Source organism: Diaphorobacter sp. LR2014-1 (assembly GCF_002916785.1).
Lineage (GTDB): Bacteria > Pseudomonadota > Gammaproteobacteria > Burkholderiales > Burkholderiaceae_C > Diaphorobacter > Diaphorobacter nitroreducens.
Genome location: NZ_MTBE01000013.1, coordinates 1 through 20,634 on the forward strand (window position 1 = coordinate 1; position 20,634 = coordinate 20,634).

The following is a 20,634-nucleotide window of genomic DNA, read 5'->3' on the forward strand; positions in this document are numbered from 1 at the left end:
TCTACCAGTTTCACCAGAACCGCTGGGTTATAGGCATTCTTACCAAACCAAAGTCTTCTGTCGGCGCTCGCGCTGATAACCCCTCGTTCGGCTACCGTGAGCGCCCGTCGAACTTGCATGAAGAATCTATCAACAGCCGTCAATGACGCCTTCAGGTGCAGCCGGGCAAAATGACGAAGCTGGTCACTCCGCTTTTCCGGGTCAGTCTCGGGTTCGTCAATATCAGTGAGCCACGAAACTCCCTTTTGTGGCTCTCGCATGTCCGCGATTGGATGTCGAAACCAAGGGTCGCCCCACTTGCCAATAAGTGTTGGGCTGCTTAACTCTTCCAGGGCCAGGATTAAGCTGGCCTCTTCCTCGTCAACTCCGGCGTCACTCATTACCTTCCGGAGTCGCCGCTTGGCAGCGCCAACAATCCCCTTCTTCTGGTCAACCGTGAATTCCTTGAGGACCTTTACGTAGAATGCGTCTGCGGTCCTATTTAGAACGCGCTCCGGAACGCTCACCAAGATTGCAGCCCGAATACCAGATTCTTGGTCAACGAAGAATCTTAGTTTCTCTGCCTTCTGCAGCAATCTCGTCACGAACTGAATATGTGCCGCCATGACGGTCTGCTCGTGCAAGAGCATGCCCTTGGCCGGCGCCCTGGTCGCCGTCGAGGGGTCGTCGCCGCTCTCGATGTCCTCGCGCTCCTGAGCCGCGTCATAGGTGTCCTTGACAGCCGCGAGCAGCTCCCCAGGCAGCTCAGTTGGCTCCTCGCTGGCCCGTCGGGTGCCCTTACGGCTCGCGGCAGCCCGTACCGCAGCGTCATCCCAGTCTTGGGGTAACCAAACCCGAGCAAACCGTCGAAAGGGTTTTGCCAATCGCTGGTCGCCGAATTTGGTCATCTCCTCCTTGACCTTCTCACTATCCATCTCGCCATCGAAGTTGACGTTCGCCGCGTACAGGTAGCCTGTTATTTGGTCGGCGCTCGCGATGGAAAGGAGGACAGTGTTCTTTCTGCTCTTCCGGTCCGACCAGTTGACAATGAGCTTTTGTCGGTCGGTCGAGATATACCTCTTGCCGAGGTCCTCCCGGTCAAGAAGCCCGCGCTCTCGCTCGCCAGCAAAAATCTGGCATTGCTCGTGGATAAAGTCGATTCGGTCGTAGAGAATAGCAGGCGAAATTCCCAGCACCTTGATGATTCGCCGCAAGGGCATCGAATTCATCAGATGCTCGAATATGCCAATGTTCGGATGGGTTTTCTGTTGGCGCTTTGTCGAGCGACCGCCAAAGACGAATATCTTTCGACAGGCTCCGCACTTGAATCGCGGCGTGCCGTGTGCGTTAGTTCCGAATCTTGTGTGCCGCCCACTATGTTCAGGTTCGGCTTTGCGGAATAGCTCGCAGTCCTCGTTGGGACACGTTGGAAGCTGGGGCTCCAGGTATCTGCCGATTCGCAATAACTCTTCCGCGATGGCCAGATTGCTCTGCATGGGAAAGCTTTCCCTGCAAAGGTGGCAAAACAGATTTGGTTGACCCTTACCGCTGGCGACAACGCGGTAGTCTCCGGGTGCGTATCCACCCGGCTTTCGGGCGGCGGCCCCACGCTTGGACTCGTTGTGGGGCGGTACGCCAAAGTTGGCGCACTTAGGGTTCCGGCAGTGGTTGACCTGGATGCCGGCGGCGGTCGGAGGGAACCGCCAAGGCCATTCGCCGGACGAAACCGCTCCTGGAAGCGATTTCACCTCAGACAAAGAAGCGCCCCAGTCGTTGACTGGGGCGCATTGTGGGCCAATCAGGGCTACCTTAGCAACTCTTTCCGAGAACGGCTAGCACTTCGGTGGGCCTTTTTGTTTTTGTTCAGGTTGCTCCGCTTCTTGAATCTGCGGCGCGCGGGACCCGAGGGCGGACGGAAACGGCCCTCTGTTGTCTTAGGTCCCCCCACGTGGTTGTGTTTCAGGACATGCCGACGACTGGCGCGCGTCCTATTGATACGTACCCCAGGCCGAAGCGCGTAATGGTCTCGGGGTCATAGAGGTTGCGTCCGTCAAAGACCATACGGTCGTGGAGCGCATGGGCCATCTGCGCAAAGTCGGGCACGCGGAAGATTTTCCATTCCGTCACGATGGCCAACGCGTCCGCTCCTTCCAATGCCTCGGTGGGACTGCCGCACAGCACCAGGTCGTCACGCTCTCCGAAAATGCGCCGGGCCTCGTCCATGGCGGCCGGGTCGTGGGCGCGCACCTGGGCGCCTGCCGCCCACAGGCTCTGCAGGAGGTAACGGCTGGGCGCTTCGCGCATGTCATCGGTTTCCGGCTTGAAGGCCAGCCCCCAGACCGCGATGGTCTTGCCGCGCAGGCTGCCGCCGTAGTGCGCAATGATGCGCCGCGCCAGCAACTGCCGCTGCGCGTCATTGCGGCTTTCGACCGCCAGCAGCAGATCGGGGGTGAAGCCAATGGACTGGGCCGTGTGGATGAGGGCCTTGACGTCCTTGGGAAAGCAGCTCCCGCCGTAGCCCACGCCGGGATAGATGAAGTGGTAGCCAATGCGCGGGTCACTTCCGAGCCCGCGGCGCACGTCTTCGATGTCCGCACCCAGTTGCTCGGCCAGGTTGGCCATTTCATTGATGAAGCTGATCTTGGTGGCCAGCATGGCGTTGGCGGCGTACTTCGTCAGTTCGGCGCTGCGCACATCCATCATTACGATGCGGTCGTGGTTGCGATTGAAAGGCGCATACAGCTCGCGCAATTGGCGCTCGGCCTGGGGTGCGCGTGTACCGATGACGATGCGGTCGGGCCGCTTGCAATCGGCGACGGCAGCGCCTTCCTTGAGGAATTCGGGGTTGGACACCACCTCGAATGCCAAGGCCACGCGCCGCGTCTCCAGCACCTTGCGTACGGTATCGGCGACCTTGTCGGCCGTGCCCACGGGGACGGTGGATTTATTGACGATGGTCTTCGGCTCGGTCATGTGGGTCGCGATGGTGCGCGCGACGGCCAACACATGCTGCAGATCAGCGCTGCCGTCCTCATCGGGCGGGGTGCCGACGGCGAGAAAGATCAGCTCCCCATGGGCCACGCCCTGAGCGGCGTCAGTAGTGAAGCGCAGGCGGCCTGCCGCCTGGTTGGCCTTCACCAGGGGCTCCAGCCCCGGCTCGTGGATGGGGATATGGCCTGCCTGCAGCGCGGCCACTTTGGCGGCATCGACGTCCACGCAGATCACATCGTGGCCGACGTCGGCCAGCACTGCACCCTGCACCAGGCCGACATAGCCGGTGCCAAAAACCGTAACTTTCATGATGGGTAGAAGTCCTTGTACCAGTGGACGAAGCGCGCCACGCCGTCCCGCACGGGCGTATGGGGGGCAAAGCCGACCCAGGAAGCCAGCGCCGACATGTCGGCTGCCGTGCTGTGCATGTCGCCGGGCTGTAGTGGAAGCATGCGCTTGAGGGCGACCATCCCCAGTGCCTCCTCCAGCGCATGGATGTAGTCCATGAGCAGCGTAGGAGCGCTGTTGCCGATATTGAAGATACGGTAGGGCGCGAGGCCCGTGCCGGGCGACGGCGACAGCGGATCGAACGCGGCGTCGGGCGTGGCGGGCTTGTCGAGTACGCGCAATACGCCCTCGACGATGTCGTCGATGTAGGTGAAGTCACGCACCAACTGACCTTCGCCGTAGACGTCGATCGTCTCGCCCGCAAGCATGGCACGGGTGAACTTGAAGAGCGCCATGTCGGGCCGCCCCCATGGCCCATACACCGTGAAAAACCGCAGGCCCGTGGTCGGAATGCCGTACAGGTGCGCGTAGGCATGCGCCATCACCTCATTGGCCTTCTTGGTCGCCGCGTAGTAGCTGACGGGATGGTCCACCGCGTCGCGCTCGGAGAACGGCAACTTCGCGTTGCCTCCGTACACGCTGGAGCTGCTGGCAAACACCAGGTGCTCCACCTGCTGTGCGCGGCAGCCCTGCAGGATGTTGCCGAAACCCAGGAGATTGGAGTCGGTGTAATCGTCGGGTTGGTCGATGGAGTAGCGCACGCCGGCCTGTGCCGCCAGATGCAACACCCGATGGGGACGCACCCGCGCAAACAGCGCATGCATGGCGTCGCGGTCGGCGACATCGATCTGCTCGAAAGTGAAGTCGCCCTGACCGCGCAAGCGGTCCAGGCGCGCGTGCTTCAGGCCGACGTCATAGTAGGCATTGAGGTTATCGATGCCCACCACCCGTTCGCCGCGCTCCAGCAGTCGCTGCGCGCAATGCATGCCGATGAAGCCGGCGCAGCCGGTGACCAGGGTGACGCTCATGGTTGTGTGCCGCGTGGGCTCCAGATGTATTCGTAATGGGCCTGGGGTGTGCCCGCGCGCACCATGTGGAAGGGCAGGTGGATGGACTGCAGCGCACGCGGCGCGATGCGGGCCTGGGCCTGATCCCACCAGCTCGACGGAACGTAGTCGGTGCGTGAAATCAACAGCAGGCCTTGCCCCCGCTGCTCGCTGCGGCGCAAATGGTCGGCGACACAGGTCGGGATCTCGTCTTCGCCCGGCGCACAGGCGTCCACCAACGCGTCGGGAAAGCGCACCCGCAGCATGCCGGCCAGCATATGGTCGGATGCGACGATGGGGCTGGTGCCGTCATAGCCCGCGGCGCGCAGGGCGTCCGCCAGTTCGATGGCCGGGTGGTTCAGCTCATCCACCTCGCCGCGCAGCCCGCTGAACCAGGGGCGTATGCCGGCAGCCACCAGCAGGATGACGGCCATCGTGGCCACGGCGATCGTGTAGCGCCGTGCACGCGGATGGTGTTGCAATTCGGGCCGCGCAGAGAAGGCGGCCAGGGGTGCCATACACAGCAGTGGAAGTATCCAGCGGCCCTTGAAGTTGCTCACGCCTGCAAACACCACCATGCCGGCCAGCGCCAGCAACACCAGGCCCAGGTAGCGCACGAACACGCGGTGCATCGGCGGCGACACCGGCGCCAGCGGCCGCTGCCACCAGGCCGAACGGAAAGCCCACAACGCGAACAGCGCCCACAGCAGCAGCGTGCTGGGGACCACACCCTCCAGCAGCCTCAGCAGGCCCTTGACCAGCCCGTTTTCAGGCTGGATGTTCATCTTGCTGATGGTGCCGGACGTCGCCTCGGTGAGGTGTGACAGCAGCCATGCCACATGCGGCAGCACGACCAGCAGGCCCACCAGGGGCGCCCACCACCAGCCGCGCGACAGCAGCGCGCGGCGCGCCTCGGGTACCGACAGTGCCGCCAGCAGCATGGCGCCCGCCACCAGCGCGAAGCTGTACTTGGCCAGCATGCCGAAGCCGCACACCAGCCCCAGCAAGGCAAAGTCCAGCGGCCGGGGGCGCCGCACGATGCGCAGCAGCAGCCACCACGCGCCACAGGCCATCGCCGTGACGAGGATGGTATGGGTCTGGTCGCGGACCGAATACCAGCCCAGCGCGGGCATCAGCACCATGCTCGCCGACGCCCAGAAGGCCCCCCGCTCGTCCAGCAGTTCCCGCCCGGCCAGGTACATGAGCGAATACGTCAGTGCCAGCAGCCCATGCTTGAGCAGCGACAGCGCCAGCACGCTGGGGCCGAACACCTGGTTCATCGCCCATTGCAGCCAGGTGTACAGCGGCGGCTGCGGGCCGTAGCCCAGTGCCAGCTCCTGGGTCCACAGAATCTGCTCGGCCTCATCCCACTTCAGCGCGGGCGAAGCGAGCAGGCGCATGGCCACGTGCGCCAGCGAGATGGCCGCGAACCAGAACAGCGGGTGGGTCCAGGGAAGGCGGGACGAAAGCGCGCGGGGCGCGGTGGAGGCGGTCATGGGGCAAGGGGAAAGTAGCGCACTGTGTGCGTCCGGCGGGCGCGAACGCGCGGGGCGCGCGAGGCACAATCGCAGCCATTATCCCGCTACAACTGTTTCCTTGATGAACACCGCCCCTACTCCAGCGCCCGACGTCTCCATCGTGGTGCCGATCTACAACGAGGTCGAGAACCTGCCCGACCTCGTGGAGCGCATCGCGCAGGCGATGTCCGCGCAGCCGCTCAGCTTCGAACTGCTGGCGGTGGACGACGGCTCGCGCGACGGCAGCGCCGACACGCTGCGTGAACTGGCGGCCACGCGCCCCTGGTTGCGCCCGGTGTTCCTGGCACGCAACTACGGCCAGTCGAGCGCCCTGCAGGCGGGTTTCGATCGCGTGCGCGGCCGCTATGTGGTGACGCTGGATGCCGACCTGCAGAACGAACCCGGCGACATTCCGCTGCTGCTGGAGCGCCTGGAGACAGACTCCAGCGTGGACATGGTCAGCGGCTGGCGCAAGGACCGGCAGGACGCGGAGCTGTCGCGCAAGCTGCCCTCGCGCATCGCCAACCGGCTGATCTCCAGCGCCACGGGCGTGCACCTGCACGACTACGGCTGCGCGCTCAAGGCCTACCGCCGGCCCATCATCGACCGTATCCGCCTCTACGGCGAGCTGCACCGCTTCATCCCGTCGCTGGCCAAGGAGGCGGGCGCGCGCATCACGGAAGTGCCGGTGCGCCACCATGCGCGCACGCGCGGCGTGTCCAAGTACGGCATCGACCGCACCTTCCGCGTCATCCTGGACCTGATCCTCATCGTCTTCTTCATGCGCTACCGCCAGCGCCCGCTGCATGCCTTTGGCGGGCTGGGGCTGTGGCTGGCTGCGCCGGGCGTGCTGATCCTGGCCTGGCTGCTGCTGCAGAAAGTGCTGGGCGAGGACATCGGCGGCCGGCCGCTGCTGCTTGCCGGCGTCATGCTGGTGCTGATGGGCGTGCAGATGGTGGTGGCGGGCCTGATCGGCGAGCTGCTGATGCGCATCTACCACAAGGCCGGCGGGGCACCGCAGTTCCATGCGCAGGAATATGTGCCGGATTCAAGAGTAAATATGCCTGCGGCGCGCGACCAGCAAGCGCAAGCAGCTACTAATAAGATAGCGTGAAACGTCCGTTCAAGGCCCTGCTGCGCGGCCTGGTGGGCCTGGCCCTGCTGGGCGCGGTGGTGGCGCTGGCCGATCCGTCCCGCGTGTGGGGCCAACTGCGCCAGGCCCAGCCAGTGTGGCTGCTGGCGGGCCTGCTGGCGGGCATCGCTTCCAACCTCGTCTCGGCGCTGCGCTGGCGGGCATTGGCGCGGTGGCTGGGCGCCAACGCGAGCGCGCGCGATGCCTGCCGCTGGTACTTCCAGGCCATCGGCCTGAATGCGTTGCTGCCGGGGGCCGTGGTGGGGGGCGACGTGTACCGCGCCGTGGTACTGCGTGGTAGCGGTCGGGACACGGCGGCCTCCAGTTGGTCGGTGGTGCTGGACCGGCTGAGCGGCCTGTGGATGCTGTGCGCCATCGGCGGCCTGGGCGCTGCCGCCTGTGCCGACGTGCTGGCGCCCTGGCTGCGGTTGCCAAGGGGACTTTTCATCGCGCTGATGCTTGGGGGCACGCTGCTGTGGCTGGCGCTGCCGTGGTGCCTGCCTGCGCTGCTGCGCAGCCGCCGGTTTGCGGGCGGCTGGCTCGCGCCGCTGCGTGAAGCCGCAACGCGCCCCGACTTCCCGCGTCAACTGGTCTGGCAGGCCGGGGCATCGGCGGCGGTGCAGCTGCTGTCGGCCGCGGCGCTGGCGGGGGGCGGGCTGGCACTGGGCGTGGCGCTGCCGGCCAGCGTGTGGGCCTGGGCGATCGCGCCTGTGTTCCTGATGGCGGCGCTGCCGGTGAGCGTGGGCGGCTGGGGCACGCGCGAGGCGGCCGCCGTGGCCGCGCTGGCCCCCTTCGGCGTGGCCGCGTCCGCCGCCGTGGGCGTGGGCGTGGTCTATGGCGTCTACGGCCTGGCGCAGGGCGCGCTGGGGGCGCTGGCGTTCGGCCTGCCGCGCAGCGCGGGGCGGTAGGCCCGGGCGCTGGCCCGCGATGGCCCGCGATGGCCCGCGATGGCCTGGCCATCATTGGTGTATTTTTATCAAATTGATAGCACCTTGCGCTTGATGGATGAGCGCTGGCGGTCAATTGGGCTTGAAATGAAGGGCGTGCCCGCTCCGACCATGCAGCGGCGCCGTGCCCGTTCATGCCGGTTGGAAGGGGCGCTGGCGCTGCCGGCGCCGGGGCGCCGGCGCGATTCAGCCGTGTTCGCCCGCAGCCTCTGCGTCCCGCTTGATCTGCAGCGCGCGCTCGTACAGCGTGTTGCGCGAGGCGTGCGCGATGTCGGCCGCCAGTTTCACCGCGGTCTTGGTCGGCAGCTCGTCCAGCAGCAGGCGCAGCACGCGCTCGGCCTCCGCGCCGTCGCCCTGCGTGGCCGCCAGCGGGTGCAGCAGCACCACGAACTCGCCCTTGACCCGCTGGGGAGCACCCGCCAGCCAGGCGGCCAGCTCCCGCGCGGGATGCGTGGAGACTTCCTCGAACTGTTTGGTGAGTTCGCGCGCGAGCGTCACCGGCCGCTCGCCCAGGTCCGCCAGCGTGTCGGCCAGCGCGGCGATGCGGTGCGGCGCCTCCAGCAGTACCACGCAGCGCGGCTCGGCCGCCAGGCGCTGTACCGCGGCCGTGCGTTCGGCGCCCTTGGGCGGTAGAAAGCCCGCGAACAGGAAGCCGCCGCTGTCGGCGGTGGGGGCCACCGCGCCCGCGACGCTCAGCGCGCTCGTCACGCTGCTGGCGCCCGGCAAGGGAATGCAGCGCAGCCCCGCGGCCTGCACGGCCGCCACCAGGCGCGCGCCGGGATCACTCACCCCGGGCGTGCCGGCGTCGCTCACGTATGCCACGCGCTGGCCGGCCTGCAGTTGCTGCACTACCATCTGCGCGGCCTGCGCCTCGTTGTGCTGGTGCAGCGCCAGCAGGCGGTCGGAGGGCTTGTCGATGCCGTAGGCGCGCAGCAGCGACTGGGTGTGGCGCGTGTCCTCGCACGCCAGCGTGTCGGCCAGTTGCAGCACGTGCAGCGCACGCAGTGTGATGTCGGCCAGGTTGCCGATGGGCGTGGCGACCACGTACAGGGCGCCCTGCGGATAATGCTGCGCGGCCGCCGCATCGCGCGCGGCGCTCAAGGCAGAGGCAAAAGAGGCGCTCAATGGGATTCCTCGGCAAGAAGGTGAATGGCAGTGCGCCCGCGCGCACCACGCGCGCCGCGGGGCAGGCGGGGGAAGACCGCGCGCTGGCCCATCTCACGGCGGCGGGCCTGGCGCTGGTGGAGCGCAATTATCGGACGCCGGGGCGCGGCGGCGGAGAGATCGACCTGATCCTGCGCGAGCGCGACGGCACGCTGGTGTTCGTGGAGGTGCGCAGCCGCGGCGCCAGCGCCTACGGCGGCGCGGGCGGCAGCATCGGCGTGGCCAAGCAGCGGCGCATCGTCTTTGCCGCGCAGCACTACCTGCTGCGCTGGCCCGCACCGCCGCCATGCCGCTTCGATGCGGTGCTCATCGAGGGCGACCGGCTGCAGTGGCTGCGCGGCGCATTCGACGCCGCGTAGCGCGCGGCCTACCGTTTGCTGCAGGCGCCGCGATACCCGCAGGTATCATTCACGGCCCATGCTTGAGCAACGCATCCAACAGCATTTCATCGACAGCGCCGACCTGAAATACCAGTCGGCCCAGGCGCTCAGCCATCCCATCAGCGCAGCCGTGCAGGCCATCTGGGCTTGTGTGACCAACGGCGCCAAGGTGTTGGCCTGCGGTAGCGGCCCTTCGTCCGCGCAGGCCCTGCAGTTCGCAGCCTTTTGCGTGGCCGGTTTCGAGCGCGATCGGCCCGAACTGGCGGCGCTGGCCCTGCTGCCCGATGCCCTGGCCACCGGCACCAGCGCCGTAGCGGACAGCGCCGTGCTGGCGCGCCAGGTGCGTGCCCTGGGGCAGGCAGGAGATCTGCTGCTGGTCATCACCATCGGCGGCAACGAGCCAGCCCTGCTGCAGGCCGTGCAGGCCGCCCATGAGCGGGACATGACCGTGGTCGCCCTGTGTGGCCGCGACGGCGGGGCGTTGGGCGCGCTGCTGCACGAGACCGATGTCCAGATCTGCGTGCCGCACGACCGAGCCGCCCGTGTGCGCGAGGTGCATGCGCTGGTGCTGCACTGCCTGTGCGACGGCGTGGACGCCCAGTTACTTGGAGAACAGGAGATTCCTCTATGACATTTCCCCTGCTGCGAATTTCTAGCGCCGCGCTCGCTGCCGCGGCCCTGGCCGGCAGCCTCGCCGGCTGCGCGCCGCTGGTCATCGGCGGCGGTGCCGTGGTCGGCACCCTGATGGCGACCGACCGGCGCACCACCGGCACCCAGGTGGAGGACGAAGGCATCGAGATGCGCACCGCCAGCCGCATCCGTGAGACCCTGGGCGACCGCGTGCACGTGAACGTGACCAGCTACAACCGCCAGGTGCTGCTGACGGGCGAAGTGCCCACGGCCGCCGACGGCCAGAAGGTGGAGCAGATCGCGCAAGGCGTGGACAACGTGCGCTCGGTGGTCAACGACCTGGGCGTGATGCCCGCGTCCTCGCTGACGCAGCGCTCGCGCGACGCCTTCATCTCGACCAAGGTGCGCGCGAGCCTCGTGGACGCCAAGGACCTGTCTGCCAATGCGTTCAAGGTCGTCACCGAGCGCGACGTGGTGTACCTGATGGGCCGTGTCACGCAGCGCGAAGCCAAGCGCTCCGCGGAGATCGCGCGCGGCGTGGATGGCGTACGCAAGGTCGTGCGCGTGTTCGAGGTGATCTCCGAAGAGGAGCTGATCCGCGGTGGCGCGGCCCAGCAGCCCGCGCCCGTCTCGCAGGACCCCGCCGCGGCGGCGCAGCCAGTCAAGCCCTGAGCACGGGCTGCTCGCGCCGAACAAGTCGGCACCATCCGCGCCTTGTGACAGGCGATTGAACCACTGCCCGCCCTGCGCGGGCAGTGCGCTTGGGGCCTCAGTCTTTTTTGGGCGCCAGGCGGGTGATCAGGCTGGACGTGTCCCAGCGGTTGCCGCCGGCAAGCTGCACGTCGGCATAGAACTGGTCCACCAGCGCCGTGACCGGCAGACGCGCACCGTTGCGCTTGGCTTCGTCGAGCACCAGCCCCAGGTCCTTGCGCATCCAGTCCACGGCAAAGCCGAAGTCAAAACGGCCCTCCACCATGGTCTTGCCGCGGTTGTCCATCTGCCAGCTCTGGGCAGCGCCCTTGCCGATCACGTCGAGCACCAGCGGCATGTCCAGGCCCGCGTGCTGGCCGAAGGCGATCGCCTCGGACAGACCCTGCACCAGTCCGGCAATGCAGATCTGGTTGACCATCTTGGCCAGTTGGCCAGCGCCGCTGTCGCCAATACGGGTGAACGCGCGCGAGAAAGCCATCGCCGTAGGGCGTACGGCATCGAAGGCTGCAGCGTCGCCGCCGCACATCACGGTCAGTTGCCCGTTTTGCGCGCCGGCCTGCCCGCCGGAGACCGGCGCGTCGATGAACTGCAGGCCCAGCGTGCGGGCGGCGCCATAGAGTTCGCGCGCCACCGCCGCGGATGCCGTGGTGTGGTCCACGAAGACCGCACCCTGCTGCATGCCGGCGAACGCGCCGTCGGCCCCGAGCACCACGGAGCGCAGGTCGTCGTCATTGCCCACGCAGCAAAACACGATGTCCGCGCCTTGTGCGGCCTCGCGCGGCGTCTTGGCATGTTTTACGGTTGCAACGCCCTTGAATTCAGCGCACCATGCTTCTGATTTCGTAGCGGTACGGTTGTACACCGTCACGGTATGGCCCGCCGATGCCAAGTGCCCCGCCATCGGGTAGCCCATGACGCCCAAGCCCAGGAAGGCCACGCGGCGTGCGGGGACCGGATCGTAGGTGCGGGGATTGATGCTGCTGCTCATGGGTTGGGCTCCGTCAAAAAGAGAGGCCCGCAGGGGCGGGCCGGGTGGGGCGAGTGTGTGGGTATCAGACGATGGCGAAATGCTCGGTGCCCGAGGCCAGGTCCGTCGTCTTGGCACGCTGGCTGCTGAGCTTGATCTGCAGGCGCAGGTCGTTCACCGAGTCGGCGTTGCGCAGGGCATCCTCATAGCTGATCACGTTGGCCTCGAACAGGTCGAACAGTGCCTGGTCGAAGGTCTGCATGCCCAGGTTGCGGCTCTTCTTCATGATTTCCTTGATCTCGGCCACCTCGCCCTTGAAGATGAGGTCGGCGATCAGCGGCGTGTTCAGCATCACCTCGACGGCGGCCGCGCGCCCCTTGCCGTCCTGTTTGGGAATCAGGCGCTGCGAGATCAGTGCCTTGAGGTTCAGCGACAGGTCCATCAGCAGCTGGGCGCGCCGCTCCTCGGGGAAGAAGTTGATGATCCGGTCCAGTGCCTGGTTGGCGCTGTTGGCGTGCAGCGTGGCCAGGCACAGGTGGCCGGTTTCGGCAAACGCCACGGCGTGCTCCATGGTCTCGCGGTCGCGGATTTCGCCCATCAGGATCACGTCCGGCGCCTGGCGCAGGGTGTTTTTGAGGGCCGCCTCCCAGCTGTCGGTGTCCAGGCCCACCTCGCGCTGCGTGATCACGCAGTTCTTGTGCGGATGCACGAATTCCACCGGGTCTTCCACCGTGATGATGTGGCCGAAGGAGTTCTCGTTGCGCCAGTCCAGCATGGCGGCCAGCGTGGTGGACTTGCCCGAGCCCGTCGCGCCGACCAGGATGCACAGTCCGCGCTTGGTCATGGTGACTTCCTTGAGCACCTGCGGAACGCCCAGGCCGTCGATGGTGGGCAGCGTGAGCGGAATCGTCCGCAGCACCATGCCCACGCGGCCCTGCTGTACGAAGGCGTTCACGCGGAACCGGCCCACGCCCGCAGGCGAGATGGCAAAGTTGCACTCCTTGGTGCGCTCGAAGTCGGCCACCTGCTTGTCGCTCATGATGGCGCGCGCCAGCGTGAGCGTGTGGTTGGGCGTCAGAGGCTGGGGAGAGACCTTGGTGACCTTGCCGTCGACCTTGATCGCCGGCGGAAACTCCGCCGTGATGAAAAGGTCGCTCCCCCCACGGCTGACCATCAGCTTGAGCAGATCGTTGATGAATTTACTCGCCTGATCCCGTTCCATCCCATACCCCCTTGGTCGTCAGCCTTGTGTTGTTGTGCCGGGCTGTTCAGCGTTGATTTTCACTCAGACGCGCGCTCACCACGCGCAGGCGCTGCGACAGCTTGCGCGCCAGCAGGGCCACCAGGCTGGCGGCCAGTTGCGGGTCGTGGGCCATCATCTCATCCAGCGCCTCGGCGCTGAGCACCGCGATCTCGCATTCCGTGAGCGTGGTGCACGCCGAAAAACGGATGCCGCTGTCCAGCAGCGACATCTCGCCCAGGATATCGCCGGGCCGCGTCTCGGCCAGGCGCAGTTGCTCTCCCCAGGGCTGGACACGGTCCACGGCGATGGTGCCCGTGAGCAGCACGACCATGAAGTTGCCGTATTCGTCCTGGCGGATCAGGTCGCGGTTGGGCGCAACGGAGGCGAACTCGAAGAAGCGCTCCATGCGTTCCACGGCGTCGTGGTCCAGGTGCGCCATGTACTTGTCCTTGCTCCACAGCGACTGCAGCAGCCTGCCACCACGGCTTTGGGGCAGGCGCTTGGCATCGACTTCGACGGCGCGCGCCTCCCAGGGGACCAGTTGTGATTGCTCCACGCCCTGGCCGGCAAATGCGGTGGTGAAGAACACCGAGTCGGTGCTCTCCTCGCCGGACTTGCGGTTTTTGGACTTGAGCAGGCCGAGAATGCCTTTCATGATGGGGCTCCGATGCGGGCTCGTGTACCAACGAGCCTGGTAGTGAAAAAGTGTGCGGGCCCGCCTTGGAGGGGGGTCAGCCGGGGAAGTTCTCGGGAATCTTGGCCTTGCTGCGCGCCTCGGCCGGGCTGATGATGTTGCGGCGCACCAGGTCGGAGAGGTTCTGGTCCAGCGTCTGCATGCCCACGCTGTTGCTGGTCTGGATGGTGGAGTACATCTGCGCCACCTTGGCCTCGCGGATCAGATTGCGGATGGCGCTCGTGCCCAGCATGATCTCGTGCGCCGCCACGCGGCCAGAACCGTCCTTGGTCTTGCACAGCGTCTGCGAGATCACCGCCTGCAGCGACTCCGACAACATCGCGCGCACCATTTCCTTTTCCTCGGCGGGGAAGACGTCGATGATCCGGTCGATGGTCTTGGCGGCGCTGGACGTGTGCAGCGTGCCGAACACCAGGTGGCCCGTTTCCGCGGCGGTCATGGCCAGGCGGATGGTCTCCAGGTCGCGCATTTCGCCCACCAGGATGGCGTCCGGGTCTTCGCGCAGCGCTGAGCGCAGGGCCGCGGCGAACGACAGCGTCATCGGCCCCACTTCGCGCTGGTTGACCAGGCACTTCTTGGACTCGTGCACGAACTCGATCGGATCCTCGATGGTGAGGATGTGGCCGTACTCGCTTTCGTTGAGGTAGTTGACCATGGCCGCCAGGGTGGTGGACTTGCCCGAACCTGTGGGGCCCGTCACCAGCACCAGGCCACGCGGCTTGAGCGCCAGGTCGGCAAAAATGCGCGGCGCGTTGAGCTGCTCCAGCGTCAGGATCTTGCTCGGAATGGTACGGAACACCGCGGCCGCGCCACGGTTCTGGTTGAACGCGTTGACGCGAAAGCGCGCCAGGCCGTCGATCTCGAAGGAAAAGTCCACTTCCAGGAACTCTTCATAGGTCTTGCGCTGGGCGTCGCTCATGATGTCGTACACCATGGCGTGGACGGTCTTGTGGTCCAGTGCATCGACGTTGATGCGGCGTACGTCCCCGTGGACCCGGATCATGGGCGGCAGGCCGGCGGAAAGGTGCAGGTCGGACGCCTTGTTCTTCACGCTGAAGGCGAGCAATTGGGTGATGTCCACGGATTCCCTCTTATCGTTTGATACGCTTGGGCGAACATTATGACGACGATTGCCAGCAACCTCCAGAATGTGCGGGAGCGCATCGCGCGCGCCTGCGCGGCGGCCGGCAGGCCACCCGATGCCGTGGCGCTGCTGGCGGTTTCCAAGACCTTCGGCCCCGAGGCCGTGCGTGACGCGGCATTGGCGGGCCAGCGGCGGTTTGGTGAAAACTACATTCAGGAAGCCGTGGAAAAGATGGCTCTGGTGGCGGCGCTCGGGCTGCCGCAGCCGCTGGAGTGGCACTGCATCGGCCCGGTGCAGAGCAACAAGACCCGCCTGGTGGCCCAGCACTTCGACTGGGTGCACACGGTGGACCGCCCCAAGACGGCGCAGCGTCTGTCCGACCAACGTCCCGACAACCTGCCCGCGCTGCAGGTCTGTATTCAGGTGAACGTGGATGGTGGCGCCACCAAGGCCGGTGTGCCGGCCGAGGAGGCATTGGCGCTGGCCCAGGCGGTGGCAGCGCTGCCGCGGCTCACGCTGCGCGGCGTCATGAGCATTCCCGACCCGGTGCCCGACGAGGCCGCGCAACTGGCCGTGCTGCTGCGCGTGCGCCAGGTGTTCGACACCCTGCGCGCGCAGGGCGGCCCGGGGTTCCAGGCGGTCGATACCCTGTCGCTGGGCATGACCGGCGACCTGGAGGCCGCGGTGCGCGCCGGCAGCACCATGGTGCGCGTGGGCAGCGGCATCTTCGGTGCGCGCCACTACCCGGCCTGATAAGCTGGCCGTCCTCTAGGGCCTGTTCACACTATTTTTGCCAGATGCGTTGCGATCAAAAAGGGCCAGGCGCAAGGCGCCAAACGAAGCTGGGGTGCTACCCCAGCGAGGCTTGGCAACGCCGCGAATGGCCCTTTTTGATCGCAACCCGGAGGGAACGGAGTGAAAACCGCGCCATTCGTCGTTGCCCTCCTAGCCAAGGCCCCGGCCTTGGCGTCGTCACGCGCCTAGATTGGCGCGGTTTTCACGCCATTCGCACTGGCAAAAATAGTGTGAACAGGCCCTAGTTTTGACGGAGATTCCCTCATGCCCGGTTTGCTGCCCGATGTCGATCCCGATGGCCTGCTCGAATTCTCGGTGGTCTATACCGACCGTGCGCTCAACCACATGTCGCGCCGCTTCGTGGGCGTGATGCAGGACATCCTGGCGACGCTCAAGGAGGTCTACCGCGCGCACACGGCGGTGCTCGTGCCCGGCAGCGGCACCTTCGGCATGGAGGCCGTGGCACGCCAGTTCGCCAACCGCGAGAAGGTGCTCATCGTGCGCAACGGCTGGTTCAGCTACCGCTGGAGCCAGATCTTCGACGCCGGCGGGCTGGGCGGTGGTGCCGTGGTCTGCCAGGCGCGCCGCCAGGGCGACGGTCCACTGGCGCCCTGGGTGCCCTGCCCGGCGAGCGAGGTGGCCGCCGCCATCCGCGCCGAGCGCCCGAAGGTGGTCTTCGCCCCGCATGTGGAGACGGCCAGTGGCATCCTGCTGCCCGACGATTACCTGCGCACCGTGAGCGACGCCGCGCACGAGGTGGGCGCGCTGTTCGTGCTGGACTGTGTGGCCTCCGGTGCCATGTGGGTGGACATGGAAAAGACCGGTGTGGACGTGCTGATCTCCGCGCCGCAAAAGGGCTGGAGCGGCTCGCCCTGCTGCGCCATGGTGATGCTGTCGGCCCGCGCGCGCGAGGCGATCGAGCAGACGCAGAGCTCCAGCTTCTCGTGCGACCTCAAGAAGTGGATGCAGATCGCTGAGGGCTACGAGAAGGGCCAGCACGCCTACCACACCACCATGCCCACCGATGCGCTGGTGCGCCTGCGCGACGTGATGCTGGAAACGCGCGACTACGGCTTTGCCAAGGTGCGCGACGAGCAGATCGCACTCGGCGCCAAGGTGCGCGCGCTGCTGCAGGCGCGGGGCTTTCCCAGCGTGGCGGCTGCGGGCTACGAGGCACCGGGCGTGGTGGTGAGCTACACCACCGACCCCGGCATCCAGAGCGGCAAGAAGTTCGCCGAGGCGGGGCTGCAGACCGCCTCGGGCGTGCCGCTGCAATGCGGCGAGGGTGCGGACTTCCAGACCTTCCGCCTGGGCCTGTTCGGCCTGGAGAAGTGGCACAACGTGGACCGCACGGTGGGCCACCTGGCCGCGGCGCTGGACCAGGTCGCGCCGGCGCGCTGACTGCAGGCGGGCGGCGCAAAAGCGTCCATCTCCTACAACCGCGGGGTGGCGTGGGCCGCGGTGCGCGGCTATGCTTTCCCGCATGCATGCGTCCCCCCTGGAGCCTGGTGCGCAGGCCGCGGCTTCGGCCGAGCCGGCCGCGCTCGCGGGCCGTGCCTCCCAGCTGTCCCGGGCCAAGCGCCAGGCCACCGGCCTGCTGCTGGCAGTGGTCGTCGTCTTTGCGCTGACCTATTTCTTTCCACCCAGTCTGGGCGTGGCCTGCGTGCGCGCCGTGGCGGAGGCCGCCATGGTGGGCGCCCTGGCCGACTGGTTTGCGGTGTCGGCGCTGTTTCGGCGCATCCCGCTGCCGCTGGTGCAGCGCCACACCGACATCATTGCGCGCAACAAGGACCGCATCGGCGGCAACCTGGCGGTGTTCGTGCGCGACAAATTCCTGGACGCGCCTTCGCTCGTGACCATGATCCGCCGCCACGATCCGGCCAACATGCTGGCGCAGTGGCTCACGGCACCGGCCAACGCGCGCCTGCTGGGCAGGCAGGTGGCCAGGCTGGCGCTGACCGCGCTGGACACGGTGGAGGACGCGAAGATCCAGGCCTTCCTGAGCCAGGCCGCGCGCACGCTGGTGGGCAAGATCGACCTGTCGCGCTCCATGGCGTCGGCGCTTGGCGCGCTCACCTACCAGGGCCGGCACCAGGCGCTGCTGGACGACCTGCTGGAGCGCCTGGGCGGCATGGTGCGATCGGAGGACACGCGCGCCTTCGTGGCCGACACGCTGCTGCAGTGGATCAAGCGTGAGCATCCGCTCAAGCAGAAGGTGCTGCCCACCGATTGGCTCTCGGGCAAGGGCGCCTCGGCCATCACGCACGCCGTGGACACCCTGCTCAAGGCGGTGGCCGAGGACCCGCAGCACGAGCTGCGCGAGGCGCTGGACGGCGCCGTGCAGCGCCTCATCGCCCGCCTGCAGACCGACCCCGATTGGGCACGCCGCGGCGACGAGGTGCGCGGCTACCTGCAGAACGACGAGGTGCTGGGCCGCTATGTGCGCGATCTGTGGAGCGACCTGCGCCAGAAGCTGCGCGACGATCTGATGAACGAAGACTCGGCATTGTCCGCGCGCGTGGCCGACATGGGGCAGTGGCTGGGGCTGTCGCTCGCGGGTGATGCGGCGCTGCGCGTGCGCCTGAACGTGCGCCTGGAACTGTGGGCCGCCACCTTTGCGCCCGATGTGGCGCAGTCGGTGGCCGAACACATCCGCGCCACGGTGCAGCGCTGGGACGCGCAGGAGATGGCGCGGCTGGTGGAACTGCACATCGGCAGCGACCTGCAGTACATCCGCATCAACGGCACCGTGGTGGGCGGCTGCATCGGGCTGCTGCTGTTCGCCGTCTCGCACGCGGGCGCGTTGTGGGCGGCGGTGGCCGGGCCGTGAGTGCTATCTAATTAGTAGCTGCTAGCGCTTACTGGATAAGCGCTAAGCCCCGATTTTGCTTAGAACCGAAAATCCAGCGTTTGCGGCGTCCGGCCCACCTGCACGGTGCGGCTGTGGTTCTGGCCGGCGCCCTGTACCTCCACACGGTAGCTGCCCGCAGGCAGTTGCAGCAGGCACACGGGGCCGCCGGCGCGCAGTTGCATCGCGTCGCCCCCGCCTTGCGGGGTGATGCGCACGTCGACGTTGGCCTCGTAGGCGCCATCGGCACGCGCGAACAGCAGCGACAGGGGATAGTCCTTCATGGCTGCGCGCATGGCGGTGGATTCGTCGGTGCCGATGCCGCCGCACTAGTAGTGCAGCGCACCGGCCGTCTGCACGGGCGGCAGCACGGCCGGGCGGGGCGCGCTGTCGGCCTGCGCCTGCACGGCGCTGGCGCCGCTGGCCAACAGGGCACACAGACCCAGCGGCGCCAGACGGCGGGGAAGTCGAAACGGGAACGGGGACAACACGGGCATGGCGCACCTCCTTGTCAGGGGTAAAAGCGCCATGCTGGCACCTCGTTGCGCGCCGCGCTGTCAGCCCAGGGCGCGAGCGCGCGTGGTGGCCGTCAGAAGCGCGGCAGGTTGGCGTGGCTCATCTTGCCGTTGCGCACCAGCATCTTGCCGTACTCGGCGCAGCGGTTCAGCGTCGGGATCACCTTGCCGGGGTTGAGCAGGCCCTGCGGGTCGAACGCCTCCTTGAGCGCGAACATCTGCGCGTTCTCCTCCACGGTGAACTGCGCGCACATGGAGTTGAGCTTTTCCACCCCCACGCCGTGCTCGCCCGTCACGGTGCCGCCCATGGCCACGCTGGTTTCCAGAATGTCGGCGCCGAACAGCTCGCAGCGGTGGAGCTGGTCGGGGTCGTTGGCATCGAACAGGATCAGCGGGTGCAGGTTGCCGTCGCCCGCGTGGAATACGTTGCAGCAGCGCAGCTGGTACTTCTTTTCCATCTCCTGGATGGCGAGCAGGATGTCCGCCAGGCGCTTCCTCGGGATGGTGGAGTCCATGCACATGTAGTCGGGACTGATGCGGCCGCTGGCGGGGAAGGCGTTCTTGCGCCCGCTCCAAAAGCGCATGCGCTCTTCCTCGCTGGTGCTGACCGAGATGGCCGTGGCGCCCGAGCCACGCAGCACCTCGCTCATGCGCGCGATCTCTTCCTCCACCTCCTCGGGTGTGCCGTCGGACTCGCACAGCAGGATGGCCTCGGCCGTCAGGTCGTAGCCGGCCTTGACGAAGTCCTCCACGGCGGCGGTCATGGGCTTGTCCATCATCTCCAGGCCGGCCGGGATGATGCCGGCGGCGATCACCGCGGCCACGGCGTCGCCGGCTTTGCGCACGTCGTCAAAGCTGGCCATGATGCAGCGCGCCAACTGCGGCTTGGGCACCAGCTTGACGGTGACCTCCAGCGCCACGGCCAGCATGCCCTCGCTGCCGATCACGGCGGCCAGCAGGTCGTAGCCGGGCGCGTCCAGCGCCTCGGCTCCGAAGGTGATGGGCTCGCCCTCCATGGTGTAGCCGCGCACGCGCAGCACGTTGTGCACCGTCAGGCCGTACTTCAGGCAGTGCACGCCGCCGGAGTTCTCGGCCACGTTGCCGCCGATGGTGCAGGCGATCTGGCTGCTGGGGTCAGGGGCGTAATACAGGTTGTAGGGCGCGGCGGCCTCGCTGATGGCCAGGTTGCGCACGCCGCACTGCACGCGCGCCGTGCGGGCGACCGGGTCCAGGTCCAGGATGCGGTTGAACTTGGCCAGCGACAGCGTCACGCCCATGGCATGCGGCATGGCGCCGCCCGACAGGCCCGTCCCAGCGCCGCGCGCCACCACGGGCACGCCCAGGCGGTGGCAGGTCTTCAGCACGGCCTGCACTTCGCCTTCCGTCTCGGGCAGGCACACGACCAGCGGGCGCTGGCGGTAGGCCGTGAGGCCGTCGCATTCGTAAGGCGTGGTGTCCTCGGGCTGCCAGAGCAGCGCATGCTGTGGCACGCAGGCCGACAGGGCCTGCACGACCTCGGCCTGGCGCTGGGCGCGTTCGGTGGATGTGGGGCTGGGCATGGCGTGACTGTAGGCCATGGCGTGCGCGCGCGGCGTGAGTTTTCTTGCAGGCGGGCGTGAGCCGTGTTGCGCCAATTGCTGCGTTATTAATAGCTACTGGCGCTTGATGAATAAGCGCTAGAGCCTGATTTGGCTTGTAGAAAT

20 protein-coding genes are annotated in these 20,634 nt (G+C 67.1%); 8 read left to right on the forward strand and 12 right to left on the reverse strand.

All coding sequences use genetic code 11. The features are described 5' to 3' along the window. The 4 genes from BV908_RS11045 to BV908_RS11060 all read right to left on the reverse strand — a co-directional run. The coding region (locus tag BV908_RS11045; protein WP_146052208.1) for a hypothetical protein at nt 1-1,475 on the reverse strand (1,475 nt) is incomplete at its 3' end. A 463-nt stretch (nt 1,476-1,938) separates the two neighbouring features. After that, nucleotides 1,939-3,279, reverse strand: coding sequence for a UDP-glucose/GDP-mannose dehydrogenase family protein (locus BV908_RS11050; RefSeq protein ID WP_103738155.1), 1,341 nt, complete (start codon nt 3,277-3,279; stop codon nt 1,939-1,941). Continuing rightward, nucleotides 3,276-4,286, reverse strand: a complete 1,011-nt coding sequence (locus BV908_RS11055; RefSeq protein ID WP_103738156.1) for an NAD-dependent epimerase — start codon at nt 4,284-4,286, stop codon at nt 3,276-3,278. The genes BV908_RS11050 and BV908_RS11055 overlap by 4 nt, the downstream gene beginning before the upstream one ends. Further along, entirely contained in the window at nt 4,283-5,800 is a 1,518-nt protein-coding gene (locus BV908_RS11060) for a glycosyltransferase family 39 protein (protein WP_103738157.1), read from the reverse strand. Before BV908_RS11060 ends, BV908_RS11055 begins: the two co-directional genes overlap by 4 nt. A gap of 103 nt (nt 5,801-5,903) precedes the next feature. Here BV908_RS11060 and BV908_RS11065 point away from each other — a divergent pair, with 103 nt between their 5' ends. Beyond that, nucleotides 5,904-6,935, forward strand: coding sequence for a glycosyltransferase family 2 protein (locus BV908_RS11065; protein ID WP_103738158.1), 1,032 nt, complete (start codon nt 5,904-5,906; stop codon nt 6,933-6,935). Further along, nucleotides 6,932-7,861, forward strand: coding sequence for a lysylphosphatidylglycerol synthase transmembrane domain-containing protein (locus BV908_RS11070; protein WP_103738159.1), 930 nt, complete (start codon nt 6,932-6,934; stop codon nt 7,859-7,861). The genes BV908_RS11065 and BV908_RS11070 overlap by 4 nt, the downstream gene beginning before the upstream one ends. Nucleotides 7,862-8,086: 225 nt before the next feature. On the opposite strand, the gene rsmI is transcribed toward BV908_RS11070, so the two are convergent. Further along, nucleotides 8,087-9,025 (reverse strand): 16S rRNA (cytidine(1402)-2'-O)-methyltransferase, encoded by a 939-nt coding sequence (gene rsmI, locus BV908_RS11075; RefSeq protein WP_047350276.1) that lies wholly within the window; start codon nt 9,023-9,025, stop codon nt 8,087-8,089. On the opposite strand from rsmI, the gene BV908_RS11080 reads away from it, so the two are divergent. From BV908_RS11080 to BV908_RS11090, 3 genes are read left to right on the forward strand one after another with little or no spacing between them, the layout of a single operon-like run. Next, a complete protein-coding gene (locus BV908_RS11080; RefSeq protein WP_011803875.1) occupies nt 9,025-9,423 on the forward strand; it encodes a YraN family protein in 399 nt (132 codons plus the stop codon). The genes rsmI and BV908_RS11080 overlap by 1 nt on opposite strands. A gap of 58 nt (nt 9,424-9,481) precedes the next feature. Further along, entirely contained in the window at nt 9,482-10,075 is a 594-nt protein-coding gene (locus BV908_RS11085; RefSeq protein ID WP_011803876.1) for an SIS domain-containing protein, read from the forward strand. After that, on the forward strand, nt 10,072-10,746 hold the full coding sequence (locus BV908_RS11090; protein WP_012655453.1) for a BON domain-containing protein: 675 nt from the start codon (nt 10,072-10,074) through the stop codon (nt 10,744-10,746). Before BV908_RS11085 ends, BV908_RS11090 begins: the two co-directional genes overlap by 4 nt. Nucleotides 10,747-10,843: 97 nt before the next feature. Here BV908_RS11090 and BV908_RS11095 read toward each other — a convergent pair whose 3' ends face one another. The 4 genes from BV908_RS11095 to BV908_RS11110 form a co-directional block, all read right to left on the reverse strand. Next, nucleotides 10,844-11,773: an NAD(P)-dependent oxidoreductase gene (locus tag BV908_RS11095; RefSeq protein WP_011803878.1), complete on the reverse strand. Its 930-nt coding sequence runs from the start codon at nt 11,771-11,773 to the stop codon at nt 10,844-10,846. 64 nt (nt 11,774-11,837) lie between these two features. Continuing rightward, a complete protein-coding gene (locus BV908_RS11100; protein ID WP_012655455.1) occupies nt 11,838-12,974 on the reverse strand; it encodes a PilT/PilU family type 4a pilus ATPase in 1,137 nt (378 codons plus the stop codon). Between the two features lie 46 nt (nt 12,975-13,020). Further along, entirely contained in the window at nt 13,021-13,650 is a 630-nt protein-coding gene (locus BV908_RS11105) for a cyclic nucleotide-binding domain-containing protein (protein WP_047350275.1), read from the reverse strand. A gap of 76 nt (nt 13,651-13,726) precedes the next feature. Continuing rightward, nucleotides 13,727-14,770, reverse strand: a complete 1,044-nt coding sequence (locus BV908_RS11110; protein WP_047350274.1) for a type IV pilus twitching motility protein PilT — start codon at nt 14,768-14,770, stop codon at nt 13,727-13,729. Between the two features lie 39 nt (nt 14,771-14,809). Here BV908_RS11110 and BV908_RS11115 point away from each other — a divergent pair, with 39 nt between their 5' ends. The 3 genes from BV908_RS11115 (at nt 14,810) to BV908_RS11125 (ending at nt 18,398) form a co-directional block, all read left to right on the forward strand. Beyond that, nucleotides 14,810-15,526, forward strand: coding sequence for a YggS family pyridoxal phosphate-dependent enzyme (locus tag BV908_RS11115; RefSeq protein WP_103738160.1), 717 nt, complete (start codon nt 14,810-14,812; stop codon nt 15,524-15,526). Nucleotides 15,527-15,832: 306 nt separating this feature from the next. Further along, the gene (locus BV908_RS11120) at nt 15,833-16,969 is read left to right on the forward strand and encodes an aminotransferase class V-fold PLP-dependent enzyme (RefSeq protein WP_103738161.1); all 1,137 of its coding nucleotides are present in this window, start codon (nt 15,833-15,835) and stop codon (nt 16,967-16,969) included. Between the two features lie 82 nt (nt 16,970-17,051). After that, nucleotides 17,052-18,398 carry a DUF445 domain-containing protein gene (locus BV908_RS11125; RefSeq protein ID WP_170163335.1) on the forward strand — a complete coding sequence of 449 codons (1,347 nt, stop codon included), beginning with the start codon at nt 17,052-17,054 and terminating at the stop codon, nt 18,396-18,398. 59 nt (nt 18,399-18,457) lie between these two features. Here the strand turns inward: BV908_RS11125 and BV908_RS22745 are convergent, their stop codons facing one another. The 3 genes from BV908_RS22745 to BV908_RS11135 form a co-directional block, all read right to left on the reverse strand. After that, nucleotides 18,458-18,700 (reverse strand): hypothetical protein, encoded by a 243-nt coding sequence (locus BV908_RS22745; protein WP_246867490.1) that lies wholly within the window; start codon nt 18,698-18,700, stop codon nt 18,458-18,460. Nucleotides 18,701-18,745: 45 nt separating this feature from the next. Then, a complete protein-coding gene (locus BV908_RS22750) occupies nt 18,746-18,913 on the reverse strand; it encodes a hypothetical protein (protein WP_246867491.1) in 168 nt (55 codons plus the stop codon). A 92-nt stretch (nt 18,914-19,005) separates the two neighbouring features. Then, on the reverse strand, nt 19,006-20,490 hold the full coding sequence (locus BV908_RS11135; RefSeq protein WP_234305534.1) for an FAD-linked oxidase C-terminal domain-containing protein: 1,485 nt from the start codon (nt 20,488-20,490) through the stop codon (nt 19,006-19,008). Between the last annotated feature and the right edge of the window lie 144 nt (nt 20,491-20,634).